The 18,529-nt window shown below is 59.8% G+C and carries 9 protein-coding genes; 6 read left to right on the plus strand and 3 right to left on the minus strand.

From position 1 onward, the window contains the following. The first annotated feature begins 19 nt into the window (after nt 1-19). The 6 genes from DFR24_RS24595 to DFR24_RS23720 all read left to right on the plus strand — a co-directional run bounded on the left by DFR24_RS24595 (nt 20) and on the right by DFR24_RS23720 (nt 13,427). A complete protein-coding gene (locus DFR24_RS24595; RefSeq protein ID WP_162851400.1) occupies nt 20-3,658 on the plus strand; it encodes a DUF6079 family protein in 3,639 nt (1,212 codons plus the stop codon). Further along, entirely contained in the window at nt 3,625-6,363 is a 2,739-nt protein-coding gene (gene pglZ, locus DFR24_RS23695; RefSeq protein WP_133883948.1) for a BREX-2 system phosphatase PglZ, read from the plus strand. The genes DFR24_RS24595 and pglZ overlap by 34 nt, the downstream gene beginning before the upstream one ends. Continuing rightward, complete coding sequence (gene brxD / locus DFR24_RS23700) at nt 6,360-7,670, plus strand: BREX system ATP-binding protein BrxD (RefSeq protein ID WP_133883949.1); 1,311 nt, start codon at nt 6,360-6,362, stop codon at nt 7,668-7,670. Before pglZ ends, brxD begins: the two co-directional genes overlap by 4 nt. Continuing rightward, a complete protein-coding gene (locus DFR24_RS23705) occupies nt 7,667-9,703 on the plus strand; it encodes a DEAD/DEAH box helicase (protein ID WP_133883950.1) in 2,037 nt (678 codons plus the stop codon). Before brxD ends, DFR24_RS23705 begins: the two co-directional genes overlap by 4 nt. Before the next feature lie 128 nt (nt 9,704-9,831). Next, nucleotides 9,832-11,571, plus strand: a complete 1,740-nt coding sequence (locus DFR24_RS23710) for a TnsD family Tn7-like transposition protein (RefSeq protein WP_133883951.1) — start codon at nt 9,832-9,834, stop codon at nt 11,569-11,571. A 452-nt stretch (nt 11,572-12,023) separates the two neighbouring features. Further along, nucleotides 12,024-13,427, plus strand: coding sequence for a TniQ family protein (locus DFR24_RS23720; RefSeq protein WP_281280217.1), 1,404 nt, complete (start codon nt 12,024-12,026; stop codon nt 13,425-13,427). Here the strand turns inward: DFR24_RS23720 and DFR24_RS23725 are convergent. From DFR24_RS23725 to DFR24_RS23735, 3 genes are read right to left on the minus strand one after another with little or no spacing between them, the layout of a single operon-like run. After that, on the minus strand, nt 13,393-14,706 hold the full coding sequence (locus tag DFR24_RS23725; protein WP_162851401.1) for an AAA family ATPase: 1,314 nt from the start codon (nt 14,704-14,706) through the stop codon (nt 13,393-13,395). The genes DFR24_RS23720 and DFR24_RS23725 overlap by 35 nt on opposite strands. Continuing rightward, nucleotides 14,699-17,014 (minus strand): DDE-type integrase/transposase/recombinase, encoded by a 2,316-nt coding sequence (locus DFR24_RS23730; protein WP_133883955.1) that lies wholly within the window; start codon nt 17,012-17,014, stop codon nt 14,699-14,701. The genes DFR24_RS23725 and DFR24_RS23730 overlap by 8 nt, the downstream gene beginning before the upstream one ends. Further along, entirely contained in the window at nt 17,005-17,898 is an 894-nt protein-coding gene (locus DFR24_RS23735) for a PDDEXK family nuclease (RefSeq protein WP_133883956.1), read from the minus strand. Before DFR24_RS23735 ends, DFR24_RS23730 begins: the two co-directional genes overlap by 10 nt. Nucleotides 17,899-18,529 lie beyond the last annotated feature (631 nt).

Here is an 18,529-nt window from a genome sequence, read left to right on the forward strand (position 1 = left end):
AACAACGGGAGATGTGGCAATGCCGCTGATCAAGGACCTGATTGAGATTCCCGAGCGCGTTCATCAGGGCGACTTCGTTCTGAAGCTATCGGAAGGCGTGTCACACGCAGAGCAGACGCTGCGCGACTACGTAGTCACGCCGCAGTTGGCAGAAGCCTTCAAGAACGCGCTGGGCTTCATCCAGCAATCCGTACAGTCGTCGAGTAGCAAGGCTGCCTATTTGCATGGCTCCTTCGGTTCGGGCAAGAGCCACTTCATGGCGGTGCTGCATCTGTTGCTGTCCGGGAACACACAGGCGCGTGCCATTCCTGAGCTGGCGGATGCTGTGGCACAAGCCACGTGGACCCAGGGGCGCAAGTTCCTGCTGGTGCCGTACCACATGATTGGTTCGGTTGATATGGAATCCGCCATCCTCGGTCAGTACGCCGAGCATGTGCGCAAGTTGCATCCGGAGGCTCCGGTTCCTGGCTTCTTCCAGGCTGAAGAGCTGTTTCAGAACGCCAAGGCGTTTCGTGAGCGTTTGGGAGACGAGAAATTTTTCTCGCAGTTGAACGAAGGTCAGTCTCAGGGTGGTGGCGGTTGGGGAACCTTGGATTCAGGCTGGGACGCTGCAAGTTACGAGGCAGCAACCCTGGAACCGCCCGGCGGCGAAGAGCGATCACGTCTGGTGAGCGACCTGATCTCGCGAATGTTCCCCGCCTACCGATCGCTCGCCGGGGGTGGTGAGTCCTTCGTGGCGCTGGATGACGGGCTGGCGATTCTCAGTCGCCACGCTCGGGATCTCGGGTATGACGCGGTCATCCTGTTCCTGGATGAATTGGTTCTGTGGCTTGCCAGTCGCGCGGGAGATGTGAGCTTCGTCAGCCGCGAGGGCACCAAGCTGGTCAAGCTGGTGGAGGCGACCAATGCGGATCGTCCGATTCCACTCGTGAGCTTCGTGGCACGTCAGCGCGATCTGCGAGAGTTGGTTGGTGACAGTCTTCCGGGCGCTATTGGCGTGCAATTCACCGATGTGTTGCGGCACTGGGAGGCCCGCTTCCATCGCATTACGCTGGAAGATCGCAATCTGCCCGCCATCGCTGAAAAGCGCGTATTGCGGCCTGTCAGTGAGGCCGCTCGCCATACGCTGAACGCCGCTTTTGAAGAAGTGCTGCGCCTGCGGCAAGACGTGCAAGCCACCTTGCTGACGACGGAAGCGGATCAAGCCATGTTCCGCCGCGTCTATCCGTTCAGTCCGGCGCTGGTACAGACGCTGATTGCGGTATCCGCGGCCCTGCAGCGCGAGCGCACGGCGCTCAAGCTCATGATGCAGTTGCTGGTGGATCGTCGTAACGATCTTGAACTCGGGCAGCTGATCCCGGTGGGCGATCTGTGGGACGCGATCGCCGAAGGAGATGAGCCGTTTTCCGAGGCGATGCGATTGCACTTCGACAACGCCAAGCGCTTGTACGCGCAGAAGCTGTTGCCAATGCTGGAGCTGCGGCACAACACGACCTGGGAAGCCATCAAGCTCGGTCAGGCGGAACCAAGTGCGGCCAAGAATCTGCGCAACGATGCTCGCCTGATCAAGACCTTGCTGCTCGCGGCACTGGTTCCAGAGGTGCAGTCGCTCAAAGGGCTCACCGCCCAGCGGCTTGCGGCCTTGAATCACGGCACCTTCCGCTCGCCCATCCCGGGGCAGGAGGCGCAGCAGGTGTTGCGCAAGATCAAGGATCTCGCCGCAGATGTGGGTGAGATCAAGGTCACTGACGACCAGAATCCGGTGGTCTCGATTCAGATCACGGGCGTTGATCTGGAACCGGTGATCAGGAATGCCGAGCTGCTCGATAGCCCAGGAAACCGTCGCAAGAAGATTCGTGAACTGCTGTTCGAGCAGCTGCGGATTCAGGACAGTGGTGGATTGTTCCTGGCTTACGAATACATTTGGCGTGGCACGCGCCGCGAAGCAGAGCTTCTCTATGAAAATGTCCGCGAAATAGCGGATGACCGTCTAAAGGGCCGATCCGGCGCTTGGAGTGTGGTGTTGGACTATCCGTTCGACGAGCCCAATCGCTCGCCGGCGGACGATCTCGCTCGGCTGGAGGCGTACCGGGGCGGCAGCACCCGCACTTTGGTCTGGATGCCGTCGTTCTTCAGTCAGAAGGCGCTCAACGACCTCGGGCGGCTCGTCATACTCGACCATATTCTTCAAGGCGAGCGCTTTGACCAGTACGCCAGTCATCTTTCTTTCGTCGATCGTACGCAGGCCCGTGCGCTCGCCAAGAACCAGCTCGATTCACTTCGCGCGAAGATGCGCGGTCACCTTGAAGTGGCTTACGGTATTGCATCAGAGCCGCGCGACTCGATTTCACATACGCTGACACCCGACCAGCAATTCCGTTCTCTGGACGCGACCTTTTCACCACGCACTCCGGTGGGAGCGGATTTCAAGGGCGCGTTCGAGGATCTGCTGGATCAGCTGTTCGCGCATCAATTTCCGGCCCACCCCGTCTTCGATGCCGACGTAAAGCCTGCCTTGGTCCGTCGGATATGGCCCGAAGTGAAGGCGGCCGTGGAGGCGCCGCAACACCGCGGTCTGGTGTCCGACAGTGCGACCCGTCGGCTCATTCGGTCGATCGTCAACCCGCTGCAGTTGGGGCAGATGGGCGAGACCCACCTGCTCATCGAAGGATTCTGGCAGACGCATTTCAATCAGCAGCACGCGGCGGATCCAACGGCTCCGATGACTGTTGGACGGCTTCGTCAGTGGATGGACCACCCCAAGCCACGGGGTCTGCCGACCGAACTGCAGAACCTGGTGATCCTGACTTTCGCCGCTACGACGAATCGCCGGTTCCTCCAGCACGGAGGGCCGTTTGAGCCGGAGATTGACCGTCTGCCTGACGATGTGGAGCTCCGCGAGCAGAGCCTGCCGACCGCGCTGGATTGGGAGGCCGCGGTGCAGCGCGCGTCTAGCGTGTTTGGCCTCGTCGTGCCGCAATCATTGAATGCCAGCAACGTCGGGCGACTTATTTCCGATGTGAAAGCTGCCGTATCCGTGAAACGGCAACCTGTTTCGGCAATGGCAGCAGCGATCCAAGAGCGGATCCAGCGCTATGCGGCCGGGGGCTCCTGCGCTCGGCAGGAAACGGCCAATTCGGCGTTGGCTTTGCTTGCGGCACTGGGACGCGCCGATGACGGCGAGTTAGTGGCGACCTTGGCTGCCGCACCTCTAGAAACATCAGAGGCAGCCGTGGGTCGTGCGATCGGTCAGGCTCAGGCCATTTGCGACGCTCTCGCGAACGCCAAATGGCAGATTCTGGATTCCGTTCGGGCGCTGACGGATCACCGGCAGGCGCGAGGTCAACAGATTGGCGAGCGGTTGGCCGAGGCACTTCGCAATGACGAACACGTCATCCCGCTGAAAGTGAAGCTCGGGGAGCTCGAAAGCGACGCCATTCGACTGCTTTCCGAGTCGCTGCCGCCACCTCCGCCACCGCCGCCGCCCCCACCTCCACCCGAGCCGGATTTTCTGTTGGTTGAGGAAAAGGCAGAGATCAATCTCAGCGCCGCTGCGGCCGTGTCCGTTCTAGATTCTTTGAAGGCCAAAGTGGCCCAGGATCCAAGTCTGGAGCTGAGCCTTCAATGGCAACTGCGGCGGAAAGGAAAATCCGCGTGAGTTCGGCGCCGCCTCTTTCAACGGCGCAGATCACTGCTCAATTGGATGCGGTGCTCGGGCGAGATGCGGAGATTCGCGCCGTCGCCATTCGCACGCCTAGCCGCGGGGAATGGCCTCGCCAGGTTCAGCGACGCGACCGGACTTTCCGAGTGGAATGGTGCGAAAGCAGCCTCGCGCTGAGGGAAGCACTGATATCGCTGGAGCCTCCGGCTGCAAGCGCAGATGGCCTCCTTTTGCTGACCCCACTGCCGGACACGGAGGTTCCACTCGATGTGCTCGCGCGCCTCGCGCGTGCTCGCGTCTTCCAGCCGAAAGGCTGGGATCTGCTGCGGCAGCAGTTCGGCGTGCAGAACATGGACGCCAGGCTCGGCCGCTACGATTGGATGCCGGACGTTCTTGCTGAGGTTGCCGGCGCCAATGGCTTTGCCCCAGTGGCCAGCGGAATGCTGGATCTTGATACCGCTTGGCGCGAGGTGCTGTCGCGGGTCCTCCAGATCGATCAGGCACGTCCCGACGCTTCGACATTGCTTGCCTGGACGCTGCGCCCGGATACGGACGTGCTTCTGAGCCGGCTTCCGCAGCGCGGCCGATCCGATGTGATGGAGTGGCTTGCATCGAACGCGGGGAATACGGGCAAGTGGGTGATTCGGTGCATCGAAGCGGGCCGCGCGGCGGACGCAACCTCCATCGGTCTGGTTTGCGACGTGTTGTTCTCCCGCTCTGGCGAAGGCGAGTCGACCTTGGCGCAAGCTGCGGTGCGGCTTGAACGTTACGTGGGCGATCAGCACATTGGTGTACAGGAAGGGCGTCAGTGGGCCGAGCAGACTCACCGATTCCTCGATTCATTGTCGTTGGAGGACGCGCGACCGCTGCTCGATCGAGCCGATCATCTGCTACAAGAGCTCCGTGTTCCCGAATGGGCGCACCTGTGCAACAGATTGCCCAGCGGACTCGACCAGCGGCTTCAGCAGTTTGCGCAGGTGATCACAAGCTTTCTGGATTCCAGGAGCGAGGCGACCGCTGCGGAGGTTGAGGGTGCTGCAAACAGTGTGTTGGATCACCGACTCATCTCAGACCAGGTACAACGCGCTGATCGTGTCCGGATGGCGCGTCGGGTGGTCCGCTGGCTGATTCGGCCGCAGGCGGAAGATTCTGCCATGGAAGCGCTCGTCGCCAGCTACGCTGACGACGGCGCATTCGTGGATCGTGCTCGCTACAAGCTTCTCGGCGGCGACAACCTTTCGTCGCTTACGGAGGCGCTGACGCGATTGCGAGCAGCTGCGTTAGAGCAACGCGAGGCAGTGAACAAGCGTTTTGCCACGGCACTTGCGAGCTCGTTGCGACAGGAGTCGACCCCCGGGTCGCGGGCGGTACCTCTGGAATCGCTGATTTCGCAGGTGGTGGCGCCGTTAGCCGCGGCCTCACCTGTGCTCCTGCTGGTTGTAGATGGTCTGAGCCTTTCCATCTTTCGCGAACTCTTCGAGCGCTGTGAGCGACTTGGATGGGCCGAGTGGATCCCTGAGTCCAGGGAGCGGCCGCTGGTGGGCTTGGCCGCCATCCCCACGATTACCGAAGTGAGTCGGCACAGCCTGTTGGCGGGAAAGTTGTCGGTTGGGGCGGCAGCATCCGAAAAATCGGCCTTCGCGGCGCACGCGGACCTGCTGGCAGTCAGTAACGCTTCGTCGCCACCAAGGCTATTTCACAAGGGTGACCTGAGCGTGGAAGGGGGGCTCTCGCCGGAGATTCGAGCTGCACTCGGGAATCCCTCCCAAAAGATTGTCGGCGTGGTTTACAACGCGGTTGACGATCATCTGGGAGGGCCACAGCAGCTGGAAACGAGCTGGTCCCTTGAGACCCTGCGATTGCTAGTGCCATTGCTGAGTGAGGCGCGGGCGGCGCGCCGAGCGTTGGTCGTGACGGCCGATCACGGGCACGTGCTCGAGGATCAATCTTCACAAGTCAATGGCGGCAGCAGCGATCGGTGGAGGAGTGGCACGAAAGCCACTCAGGACTGCGAGGTCGTGCTCTCAGGATCGCGTGTGCTGACGGCAAGCGGCGAGAAGTCGGCCGTGTGCCTCTGGAGCGAATCCGCACGATATACAGGTCGCAAGAACGGCTATCACGGCGGGGCCTCACCGGCTGAGGTGATCGTGCCGCTAAGCGTGTTCTCTCCTCACGGGATCAACCTGCCCGGATGGAAACTGTCTCCGCCGCAGATGCCGGAGTGGTGGGATGCCCCCAACGTCGCAGCCTCAGCGCCGGTTGCCGCGGCACCGCCACCCAAAGCGACGCGCAAGCCGCCGCCGAAATCCGAAAAGCAGCAGGGCCTGTTCGGGAACGATCAGCTGGCACCCGTGCACCCAGTCGGCGTACCTCTGCTTGACTGGACTCGCGTTCTGATCGAATCGCCAATCTACGTGTCGCAGCGGCTACTGGCAGCCCGTGTGGCGCTTGCGGACGCGCAAATGCAGGCCTTGCTGCACGCCTTGCATGAGCGAGGCGGCAAGCTCAGCCGGTCAGCCATTGCACAAAAGCTCGGGCAGCCCGAGATGCGGATGAGCGGTTTGCTGAGCGCTGCCCGGCGAATGCTCAATGTCGATCAAGCCCCAGTGCTCGTGGTCGATGATCTTTCGGGTACCGTTGAGTTGAACCACACGCTTCTAATTCAGCAGTTCCAATTGTCCTTGCCGAAGGCACCTCGATGATTAGCGCGGCACGCCGAGAAGAAATCGTGACTGCGCTCCGTCGCGGGACGGTGCCAAGTGCCGGATTGGACGCGCTCGCGGTCAGCATTGATGCATTGGCCCCCGCGCTTGACGAGGAACTGGCATCGGTGGCTTCTGGCCGCGCAGGCTTCAAGGCGGTGCGCGGGGAGTACGGGAGCGGAAAAACCTTCTTTGGTCGCTGGCTGCAGGAGCGTGCGCGCGCCAAGGGGTTTGTCACGAGCGAAGTGCAGATCAACGAGACCGAAACACCCCTGCATCGGCTGGAGACCGTTTACCGACGGCTTGTTGAGCGGCTTGGCACTGCAGACGCACCTTCTGGGGCTTTCCGGAACATCATCGACGGTTGGTTCTTTGCGCTCGAGCAGGATGTGCTCGCCGACGGGAAGATCAACCCCACGGATGCGACGGCGCTTTTGCATGCAACGGGCGAGCTGATGGAGGCACGTCTGTCCACGATCAGTCGTTCGGCGCCCGCGTTCTCAGCGGTCTTGCGTGCTTATCGGGATGCGACGGCCAAGGGGGACCAGCAAGTTGCCGACGGCCTGGTCAGTTGGTTAGGGGGGCAGCCAAACGTGTCTGCGAGCGTGAAGCGAGCCGCGGGCATCAAAGGCGATCTCGACCACTTTGCCGCGACGAACTTCCTTGCGGGGCTGCTGACCATTCTGCGAGACAGTGGATTTTCTGGCCTGCTGTTGGTCCTCGACGAAGTCGAAACCCTGCAGCGTATGCGCGCGGACACTCGTGAGAAGGGGTTGAACGCGCTTCGCCAATGGATTGATGAAATTGATGCTGGGCGCTATCCAGGCCTCTATCTGGTGGTTACCGGAACCCCCGCGTTCTTCGATGGACCGCAGGGCGTGCAGCGTCTCGCACCTCTTGCCCAGCGTCTGCACGTGGATTTCGGTACCGATCGTCGCTTCGACAATCCGCGGGCTGTGCAGATTCGATTGCTTCCATTCGACGAAAGCGCGCTGGTGTCCGTGGGGCGAAGGGTGCGCGACATTTTTGCGGAAGGACGATCCTCCGAACTTCGAGTGCGGAGCAAGGTGGACGATCAGTACATCCAAACCCTCGCCCGCGCGGTTGCGGGCGGACTGGGAGGGCGTGTGGGTGTAGCGCCGAGAATTTTCCTGAAGAAGCTCGTCGGCGAGGTCATGGATCGCGTGGATCTGTTCGAGGACTTTGATCCGAGACAGCACTACAGCCTGACTCTTTCCGAGACCGAAATGACGGTCACCGAAAGAGCTGCGGCCAGCGCCGCCTCGGTGGATGATATTGAGTTGTGAGCGCGTTCGACCTCCTGCACGCGGCGGTTCAGTACCACGTCGTCAATAGCTTGGGATGGAGCACGCTGCGGCCGACGCAGCTTGAGGCGATTGCGCCGATTCAGGGCGGAGAACACTGCCTCCTACTGGCGCCGACGGCCGGTGGAAAAACCGAAGCTGCAATCATTCCGATCCTGTCGCGGATGCTGGCTGAGGAATGGTCGGGCCTGAGCGTCCTGTACATCTGTCCTATTAAGGCGCTCCTCAATAATCTGGAGCCGCGATTAACTCGCTATGCCGGCCTTCTCGGCCGGAGCGTGGAAGTGTGGCACGGGGACATCAGCGACACGCGCAAGCGCCGAATCCGGTCCTCTCCACCCGATGTGCTGTTGACGACCCCAGAGTCTGTCGAGGGCATGCTGGTTTCCACGCGGACGGAACGCGAGTCGTGGTTTGGGGGCGTAAGGGCGATCATCGTGGACGAGCTGCACGCGGTTGCATCTGATGATCGCGGTTGGCATCTCCGCTCTGTCATGGCCCGTGTCGACTCGTACTGCCGCCATCCAACACAACGCCTGGGATTGTCAGCGACGGTGAGCAATCCAGACGAACTGCTCGCCTGGTTTGCTCCTTCCGGTCAACGCCGCGTCGTTGGATCATCTTCCGTTTCTGCCGATGCGGACGTGACCATTGACGCTGTCGGCACGGTCGAAAATGCGGCGTTGGTGATTTCCAGGCTGCATCGCGGTGAGAAACGGCTGGTGTTCTGCGACTCCCGGGCTAACGCCGAGCGAATCGGCGCAGAGTTGCTCCGAGCAGGAATACGCACCTTTGTCAGTCACGCGTCTCTGAGTGTCAGTGAAAGGAAGCAAGCCGAAGCTGCATTCACTGAGGAGCGCGACTGCGTCATCGTCGCGACGTCCACATTGGAACTCGGCATCGACGTTGGGGACCTCGATCGCGTCATTCAAATCGACTCTCCCTCCACCGTGAGCTCGTTCTTACAGCGCATGGGACGCAGTGGCCGTCGATCGGGCGCTCGCCGAAACTGCTTGTTCTTGACGACTAATGACACGGGCCTGATGACGGCCGCGGGTATCTGCGAGTTGTGGGCTTCGGGGTGGGTTGAGAAGGCCGAGCCACCGGCGGAGCCGTGGAACGTGCTTGCTCAGCAGCTGTTGCTGATGACACTGGAGCATGGTCAGCTTGCGCGGTCCGAGCTCCTGTCCGCTATCGGGAAATGCTTTCCCGAGCTGATCACCGAGAGGGTGACCTCTGTGATAGATCACCTCGTCAGCACGGGACATCTGTCAGATGCAGGTGGCGTGCTTTCGATTGGGCTGACTGCAGAACAGGAGTACGGGCGGGCTCACTACCGTGATCTGATGGCGACCTTCACGGGAGGAAACCTGCTCGCTGCTCGTCATGGCGCTAACGAGGTGGGCTACCTCGATCCGTCCGTGCTTCAGGGTGACGGAGACAAGGTCACGGTGCTTCTTGCCGGGCGCAGCTGGGATGTGAGGGACATCGACTGGAAGAAGCGGATTGTCTGGATCGAGCCGACTAAGGAAGGTGGAGCTGCGCGGTGGACCGGGTCGGGCAGGGAAATGAGCCATGAGCTTGCACAGGCTATTCGGCGAGTGCTGATAGCAGGAACGGTGAAGGGAGTTCATTTGTCCAAACGTGGATCAGAAGGACTGGACGATATTCGTGACCAGACACCTTCCTCCGAGGCTGCCGAAGTCGTTGAGGCATTGGGAGGTGGACGATTCCGACTCTGGACTTTCGCTGGAACTCTGCGAAACAGAACTCAATTTCTTCGAGAAAGCCAGGCGGGAGCGACGAAGTTCGATGGACTTTCGATCTTCTACAAGACTGCCGAATGGTCGAGCGCCAGGGCTACTAATGCTGATGCTGACCTGCCGCAATCAATGCAAGAAGTGCTGCTGAAGGCCATCAAGTTCAGCAACCTTCTGGATGACGCACTCGCAGAGCGCATTGTCCGGTCGCGCCGATTGGCGCCAGCTTCGACCGAGGTGCCTGTTCACGATTGAAAAGGTGCGCCGGCGTTCGAGAGTTATTCTTCGCCAGGAGGGGATAGAGGTAGCCCGGAGAGGTTGTTGGGAGAGCCGAATCTTCTTCTCGATTAGCCTATGAGAGTGGATCACGACCAGGTGCCCACTTGAGCGGCGGGAATCATCTTGATGGTCTCAATTTGGACGTGCCGTCGCTGCTCGACTGGCTGCCAGGCGAGACGTTGTACAGCTTGTGCGCTCGGCAGCATGCATTCTGGGGTCACTCCCACCCATCGAGAACCGCCCAGATCCTGTTCGGAGGTCGACAGGCAGGCTTCCAGCATGACTTCCCGGGTTGTATAGCGGCGTTGGCGGAGCGGACCAAGGGCGTCTGGGGATCCGGTCGATTGATCGCTGAGAATCGAACGCTCCTGCGATTCTTTCGTCCGTTTCTGGACGAAGCGCGGTACGAAAACGCGATCAATGCAATGTTGTCGCGCTCGGTTGCGCATCTGAAGTTTAGCCTGGGCCTGCTGACCAGCCACTTCAGGGCTAACCATCCGTTGAAAGCGTGCCCAGAATGCATCGAGGCGGACCGCGGCCAAACCGGGTGGACGCAGTGGCATTTGGAGCACCAGTTTCCGGGGATCTGGGTGTGTCGTCGGCACGAAACAATTCTTTTCGAGAGCACCCTGAAGGCGACGGGTGTATCCCGGTTCGATTGGGTGCGCCCGTTACCTTCCGGGGAATGGCAGCCATGCATACGTCCATCAGCACAAGGACTTTCTCGTCTCAAGCGACTTGCCGAACTGATCGCGGCCGTCGTCAACGAGGATCGACCCGCTGGCTGGCTGCCGATCGAGAGAATTCAGGGAGCACTGATCGAAGCACTACGGGCGCGCGGGATGGTCACCGAATCTGGTCAGCTTCGATTGAAGATGATCGCGCCAGAGTTCGTGGAGTACGCGCAGGGATTTCAGGGCGTCAGAGAGCTAGAAGCATTACCTGTAGATCAAGCGGATGCCGAGATGCAGTTGGGCCGATTGCTGCGCCCCATGCGAACCGGAACGCACCCTCTGCGTTTCTTGGTGCTCATCGATTGGCTCTTTCCCAACTTCGATGCGTTTCAGCAGGCCCTTCGAGCGATCGACAACGTGCCGGAATCGGCGGACCGTACGCCAGCCGGTCCAAAGCCGGACGAGAAAGAGCTGCTGCGTCGCGTGGTGGTGGACCGAATTAGAAGCGGAGAAGCACCGTCGCCAGTCGCTCGAAGTGTCGGCATCGATGTGGCTACTGCAAGGGCCTGGGCGGCAGCTCAGGGGATCATTACGTCCTCTCGCCCCAGCGTTCTGCTAGATAAGTGTCGAGCTGCGGTAGTACGAGATCTCGAGCGCGGACTCGAGACAAGGGCGGTGGCCGAAAAGCATTCACTGTCACTGAGCTCGATCACACGAGTATTGCGGACGACGGTTGGTCTCCATGAGCGTTGGAGAATTGCCCGAGCGACTGGCGCTCGTGATGTGCGACGCGCCGAGTGGTTGCAGGCAAGGAAGAAACTCCCTGGACATGGTCCAAAGCTCCTTCGCGCATCGTTCCCAGCGGTATATGCATGGTTGTACCGCAACGACCGAGCTTGGCTGGAAGTCAATTCCCTGGTTCCCGTTCAGAGACCTTCTACACAATCGCGCATTCGATGGGATGAGCGAGACCTCGAACTGAGGGCGGCAGTGCAAAATGCGGTACTTCGGTTGAGCGAAGAACGATCCGGACGCTCGCTCCGTCTTTGGCAAATCTACCAAGCGGTTCCGGAGCTGAAAGCAAAGCTTCTGCAGCTCGACAGGATGCCGCTGACGAGCGCGACCCTTGAGCAGGCGCTCAAGAAGGGCAGGCGACCCCGCAATAACTAATGTAGGTCGATCAGGCGGGCGTATGTATGTATGCATGCAAATGATTGACAATCCCAGAAAATGTGGCAAGAATAATGCAAGTATGCATTAATGGATGCGTATCGCATGCGTCCCAACGAACAGGCTAGGCTGCTACGGGCTGCAAAGCTTTGCCGTGAGCTAGGAATACACCAAGAGAAGATTGCCGCTGATCTCGGGGCAAGTCAGTCCCAGATCAGTCGTGTCCTCAGTGCGCGGGGAAGTCGCTTTTCGCGGCTGTGCGACGAAGTTTGCGCATATGTCGAGCGATCCTCCCACGGAATCTCACTTGACGCCGTCCGCGATCACCCCGAACTCATTGGCGCGCTTCGGGATACCTGGGACGGCTCGCCGTCGCACGCGAAGGCGTTGGCAGCTGTGATCCGCTCGCTGGCGGCGTTACACGTGGTGGGAAGGAGTTCGGGGGCCTCAACGTGAACCGGCTCATACGACCTGCGCCGATGCCAGAAGAGCTGGCCATCGCTTTGCAAGCGCGGGCTGCTCGATGGAATGGGCTTGCTGACAAAACCCGGTGGACTTCCGAGATGCGTCGCGCGCTGGCCGATGATGGCCAATCATGCGAAGGCCTTCCAGAAATCGAGGCGATGGCGATGTTTCATGGAGAACCCGTCGGGAGGTTCGTAGTCGGGCATACCGTGGTCCCCTTGATCCATGCCTTCTCCGCTGACGACGGGGCCGGTGAACATGGAGGACCTGCACGCCGCCATTTGCTTCCGAAGAATGCATTTCGGGTGCTTCGTGCCGGTGCTTATCTTTGTCGGAAATGCGTAGAGGAAGACCTCGATTTCCACGGAATGAGTTGGTGGCGTAGGGATCACCAGTTGCCGGGATTGTTCTGGTGCCCGAAGCACAGAACCGCCTTGCACCTACATCAAGATGCGGCGGTGTTTCGCGCGCCGCCTTCGGCGGTAATCTCGGAGGCCAGCTGCGTCGGAAATGAGTGGTGTGAGGAACTGCGATCAAACGCTCTGATCTCACGCTTCATTGAAATCCAGGAGGGATTGCTATCTCTGGAGGTGCCACTGTCCGAGCGAGTTGTCTCGAGGATGATGCGCGACAGGGCAAGCGATCAAGGCTTCCATAGCGGTGTCCACGAAGTGAAGAGGCCGCTGGTCAGTACGTTGCTGCGTGAGAAGGTCGATCCCAAGTGGATTGATACGCTGTACGGTGGGTTTGGGGAAACACAGGATGGCTATTACTTTTCGATCGACGGTACTCTTCGCGGCCATCACGACTCAGCCGGTGCAGTCTCCTATGCCTTGGTCGCTGCCGTGCTGTGGAGCAGTGCCGATGATGCATTGACAGCAATGATGGATGCGGACAGCACAAGGGGTACTCAAGATCGATCGGCCAAGCCGGGTCCAGATCGTGCACGTCTCGAGGCGGCGTACCTTGAAAACCGCGGTGGTCACGCGGCAGTAGCCCGAAAACTAAACCTGCGGGAGGACACAGTTCGCCAGATACTGGACGCTGCGGGATTTCCTGCGCTTGGTGCAGGGATGGGTCTGCTGAAAGCGGCAGCCGCTTTCTACCTCGACGGCGAGTCTCTGAACAACGCGTCAAGAATGGCAAATGTCAAAGCTTCTGAGCTGGAGAAGCTTATCCGCACCTCTGGCCAGCCATTCGCAGACATCCTTCGCCGATGGGTGCCGGTGAGTGCGGGCGACATCCCGGTTAGCTCACTGGCCAGCCCTCGACGCCTGATGCGAAAAGGTGGCATGCCCGCGACCTCGCAGGGTAACGAAGCATCGAATCCGGAATCCGCTGCCGAAAGCGGGAAGCCTATCGCCAAAACTGCTTCCAAAACCCATCATTGAGGTGCATCAAGTCCTCGTACCGGCGCAGGCTGACGGGGTCGCCCTTCAGTAAGGCCTGCACTGCGGGCCTGAGGGGGCCTAGCAGCGTCGCGGCAGCGGTTTCGAGGTCCGTGAGCAGGAAATCCTCTTTGTCGCGCTCAAGCGCGATTCGCTGACCGCCAACCCAAAGTCCGATCAGGATTCTGGGCACACTTGCGGTGAGTCGATGCAGGGTATTCCTAGCGGCTTCGTCAAGCTTCAGAGGATTCCTGACGTACTGGTACGACTCCAGGCGCTTGGAAAAAAATTTAAAGCCTGGACCATTCGGGCCATCGAGCGGCGAAAATTCATGGAAGAAGCCATTGGCGACCCGCGTCAGGACGCTCAGGCGCCGTGCGAACGCATGCATTCCGTCTGGCGTCCCGGAAAAGACGAGCGCGATGCGCATTGAGTTGCACCACGTCAGCAGTCGCAACAGCGCCTGGTCATCTTTGACGCTGAGCTCGGGCAGGCTATCGGCACTCTTTTTGGCACGCCTTTGTTCAAGCGTTGGGATCCGGAAAAAATTCTGAATCTCGTCTAGATGTAAGACACCGAGGCAATGCGCCCTGGCCACACTGCTCCATTCGTCGAACATCGGCAGACCTTGGCTGGGCTTTCGGGCGTGCCTGTAGCGAGCGAGTGGAAGTTCGAACCGGGCCGCCTTGCTGCCGAGGCCATGAGTGAAGACTCGGTCCCACTCCATCATCAGGCCAGCAGCCAGATCGACAAGCTGCCCGCTCGCCGGAACATCCACGGATAATCGAACGGCTTGAACATGCTGACCGACGAGTCCCGGGAATGTCTCATGAATGATCAGTTCTCGATATCGACTCAGGGACTTGCTGATCGTCCTCGTTTTCCCCGTACCTGCTGCACCGCCAATCGTGACCAAGCGTGCACCTCGGACCTCATCGAGCGCCGGCGGCCTGACCGATGTAGGGCCCTTTGCGTGCTGTTCGACTTCGCCCCACCGATTTGCGGGTATGCGCGGATCGCGCGACCGGTATGAGTGCCGCAAGCTAAGATCAATTGACTGCGCGGTGGAGATTGACGTCGGGGACGGAACGAAGAGGTTCTCGAGCAACAGCAGTTCATGAAGTCGGATGTACGCCGGCGCTTCCAAAATCGCTCCGGGAGCTTTTGGAAGGTTGAGCAGGAAGTTCTCCAGTTCCGTCGGGCTTGGAATGGGGCCGAGACCGTCGACCAGGATGTTCCCTTCGTATGGGTTGAATGGCTCGGACCCTTTGTTTTTAGCCACCGGCCGTCTCCTCGGCCTCCATGCGGCGGCGAGCTTCCTCCTCAAGCCTAGCGTAGAGCTCATCCACGTCGTCGGGTTCAGGCCGAATTTGTTCGGGGCCCACGTTCGGCGCCGTTGGCTCCATCATGTCGTTCTCGAGCCTTCGCGCATCCGTCATAGTTGGCTTTGCGCCTCGATCCCTCTCTTTCGCTTCACGGGTGCGTTCCTTTGCCAAGGCAATGATTTCATCCGCTTGGACGCGGGCCTGCAGACGGGTGACCATGCGGGCGTAGTCGCGATCGTTTTTTGAGAGAAGATGAAATGCGTTGGAATCGAGCATTTCATCGTCAGTCTCGAATCCGCTGGCGGTGGTCGTTTGTGAAAGATTAAAGCGCAAGACGCCCGGTCCCGTGGGATTCGGTGTCCAGATCTTCGAGGTGCTGCCGCCGAAGTGCCGGGCGTTCAGCACCGATTTACCGAAGTTCTTGGCCATCGTCGTCCAATGTTCGTCCTTCGCCTGCTGACATTCGTATTCACGACCATTGAATTTGATGCCGCGGCCAGTGATCGAAGCGAGGCCCATCGGGAGGGAGTGGGTGTAGAGTTCAAGCTCGGAAACTTTGCGCCTGTTCGCAATCTTCTCGTGGTGGCCCCAGTTCCATAGACCGGACGGGGAGGGGTGGATGCCAGCCATCTTCATGGCTGGGTCGAGGCGATGGTTCCGGTCGGCGGTCAGGTTGTAGGTCTTGAATTCCACGGCCAGAACAGCGACGAACTCCTGCACGGTCATCACGGCGTCGTTCGGCCGAAATCCACGACGTTCCAGTTCCTTCATTCGTGCGTCACCCGCACCAGGGATCCACGGGACGATCATGTCCTTTTCGATGCGATGGATGACTTCGACGATGCCCTTCCAGTCTGGACGATAGGGAGCAGCGTACGCCAGGTCTTGGATTAGCGCTGCTGCGAATTGGCGCGCCGCCTTCGAGAGGTATTCGCCGCGATCACAAAGCAAAGAGAAGCAGAGCGTGGGTTCCGGAGACAGCCCAAGGCTGCAATCGAATCCGTAGATACCCGACATCGTTTCCGAGCCAGCCGCCGCGGCAAACAGCGCCTGGCTCGCCATGTCCCAACTTGGACCGCGAAGACATACGTAGAAGCCGACGATCGCCGTCGACCACACATCTACGACGATGTAGACCACCGGCCTCCCGATGATCCACGCGCGGTTCACAGAGGAGACGAGGTAAATGTCGCCAACTCCGGAGTCGATGGCCCAGGTATGGCCCGGTCCCGCGACGCCCGCCCAACTCCGTCCAACCAAACCACGAATATTGCGATCGTAATGTCCTTTGGTGGTTGATCGGATGAGGGCTTCAAGCTCTGGAATGCGCTTCCTCAATACCCGGCAGATCTGTCGGTTTGTAGGAATTGAGAACTGAGCGTGAGGCTGTTCGATGAGCTTGCCATCGACCTGTTTGTAGCGAGTTGTGAAGCCGATTCGGATGATCGAATCGCAGCGGGTCTTCATCTTCGGCTTCGGGGTGGGAAGCCGAGCGTCGGCGGCGAGGATCCGAGACTCCCATTCGGACGATATGGCCGGCTGAACCTTAGGGGGTTCTTCCCCATACGCTTTCGCGATCGTCTGGGCAGTGTTCAGCTTACCGGGCTTTTTCCTCCCACCTTCGATTGCGTCGCAGGGGCGAGGCTTGCCTGCTCCTCCTTGTCGATCTTCTCGGGTGCGCAGAGCGGCTTGGCAGAAGCCATTTCGACACAGGAGGGAGATCAGCTTGTAGATGCCAACCTTGCCCCGCTTGCCTCGTGCCATTGCCTTCGAGACAAGGGAAGAGAGACTGCGCGTATCCAGAAGGCTTTCCTGAAGCGCAGCTGGATTCAGAAAGTCCTTCATGCAGAATACTCGCGCCTCGAAAGGCGAGAGGGTGCGGACATCAACGGAGTCGTCGAACGCTAGTAGTTCCTGGCCTCCGCTGTAGAACGAACCCTGAAGCTCAATGTCAACCTCCTTGAGCTGGGCTTCAGATTCGAAGAGCTCGAGCGTGGCGATCGGTAGCCACGTCAACCGCGCGCGGTGAGGTGCGGCTGACAGGAACAATCGCCTGTTAGCTTTCGTCTGGCCAGTGGGTTTCTTTTCTGACGGACGGGCTTCAGGTCCCGGTTTCTCTTTTCCGGTGTCTGACGGTACTTTCGGTAGCTCATCGATCTTGACGCATCCGGCGACACCGCAATCGTTATCGACTGCCAGCACGCGGTATACGCCCTCTAGCCCTGGCGCGTTCAGCAAGAAGGTCGCGTTGTGCATCAGCTCCATGCGCTTCTCCTGCTGGCGATCGGATTGAAGCGAATGAACTCTTCTTTAGTCACGAAGCGAACGGGCAGGTACGGATGCCAGCTCGTATCGAGGTCAATGCAGAGAGGGCCAAACCATATCGACTGCCAGAACAATCGCTGAGCAAGCTCATTGTCGCCGACGGATTCAGCGATTGAATTGATGATGTATGTCCGGGAACGTCCGGCCAGCCCAAGGGCGATGGATGCAGCGAGCTCGCGTTCCTCCTTGGTGACAGGGGTATCGATGGCCCATCCAAAGCTGTTTCGCAGCATCAGGGCAACTCGTCCGCTGTAGAGAGTTTCCGTGATGAGAAGCCACTCGACTCGGCGACGAATCCAGTAGTCACGCTCGAGGCCGAGCAGTTCCCTTTTGCGCTTCGATGTCGTGTCGCTTTGGTACTTCCCAGAGATCGCGAGAAGTGACAGGGTGTTGGGCAGGGTTCCGAGGGTCAGCAGTAGGTCGGTCGAAGGAACCCAATCCTCGGACTTCCCTTCCCCATGGACCTTTGCAGTGCGGATCTTGAGTTCTTCGGCTAAGTCCAGAAAACCGGGAAACGAATTGGCGGACCAGTCCGACCGATACCTGCACAGCTCATGCTTCGATTTGCGGAGTTCGAGGGGGTACTGGGTTCGCAGGTCAAGCGGATTTATGAGCAACGCGAAGAAGATCAGTGTCCATTCAAGATCACTGAGGGTGTCGCGTCCTCGCTTGTCCAAGAACGTAATGTGCGAGCGACCGCGACTCGATGGGTCTCCGCGAGTTACCTGGTGCCAGCTGCTGAATTCGCCGAAGACCCCTTGTCCCCTTCCTTGCCGACGGAATCGATCTAACGTCGCGGGGGTAAAGCGCTTGGTCGTGCGCATGGGTCAGCCCTCGCCAATTAGGGCGGAGCGTTCCAAACGCTCGTTTCCGCTTCTTGGGAGGCGCTGCCCGCGCTGAAGGCGCGTTTTAAGGTTGTGCCTCGCTGATGGCAGCTGCCATGGATATGGGCGGCTGGCCGATGGCTTCGCCGGGTGATGGTTGCTCGTTCGCACGCAAAATCCTCCCGTCGCCCGCCTGGGCGATTCAAAAATGAAAGGAATGTCGGCGCGCATAGAGGCTTGACGACCCAACTGGGGGGTCGTAAGCTCATGGTCGTAATGTTGTTGGGGGAGAGCTAACCCCTTGGCGCGCTTCACAAATCAGGCGCTCAGACGGGATTCGGCCCCTTGTCTGAAGCGCCTTTTTTGTGCCCCAAAATCAGTGGGCTTAGCTCATATTCATCGCTCCTCCCTCGCTGAAGGTGTGTCAGAACCGGGGCTGATCGGTACCGGCCAACGGAATCGGCCCGGGGGTGAGTGCTATAGAGTAATCACACGTCAATATTACGCAAGTAGCTGATATCGTTGCGAATTGGCAAAAAGCACAATAGGGCGCAGGCTGGCGCTGCGGCTGGACACGTGGTGAGGCGGGGCGCGTGGTCCGTATGAACTTTCGATGTGCGATGCCTAGAAC

The sequence above is a fragment of the Panacagrimonas perspica genome (genome assembly GCF_004364935.1).
Taxonomy (GTDB): domain Bacteria; phylum Pseudomonadota; class Gammaproteobacteria; order Nevskiales; family Nevskiaceae; genus Panacagrimonas; species Panacagrimonas perspica.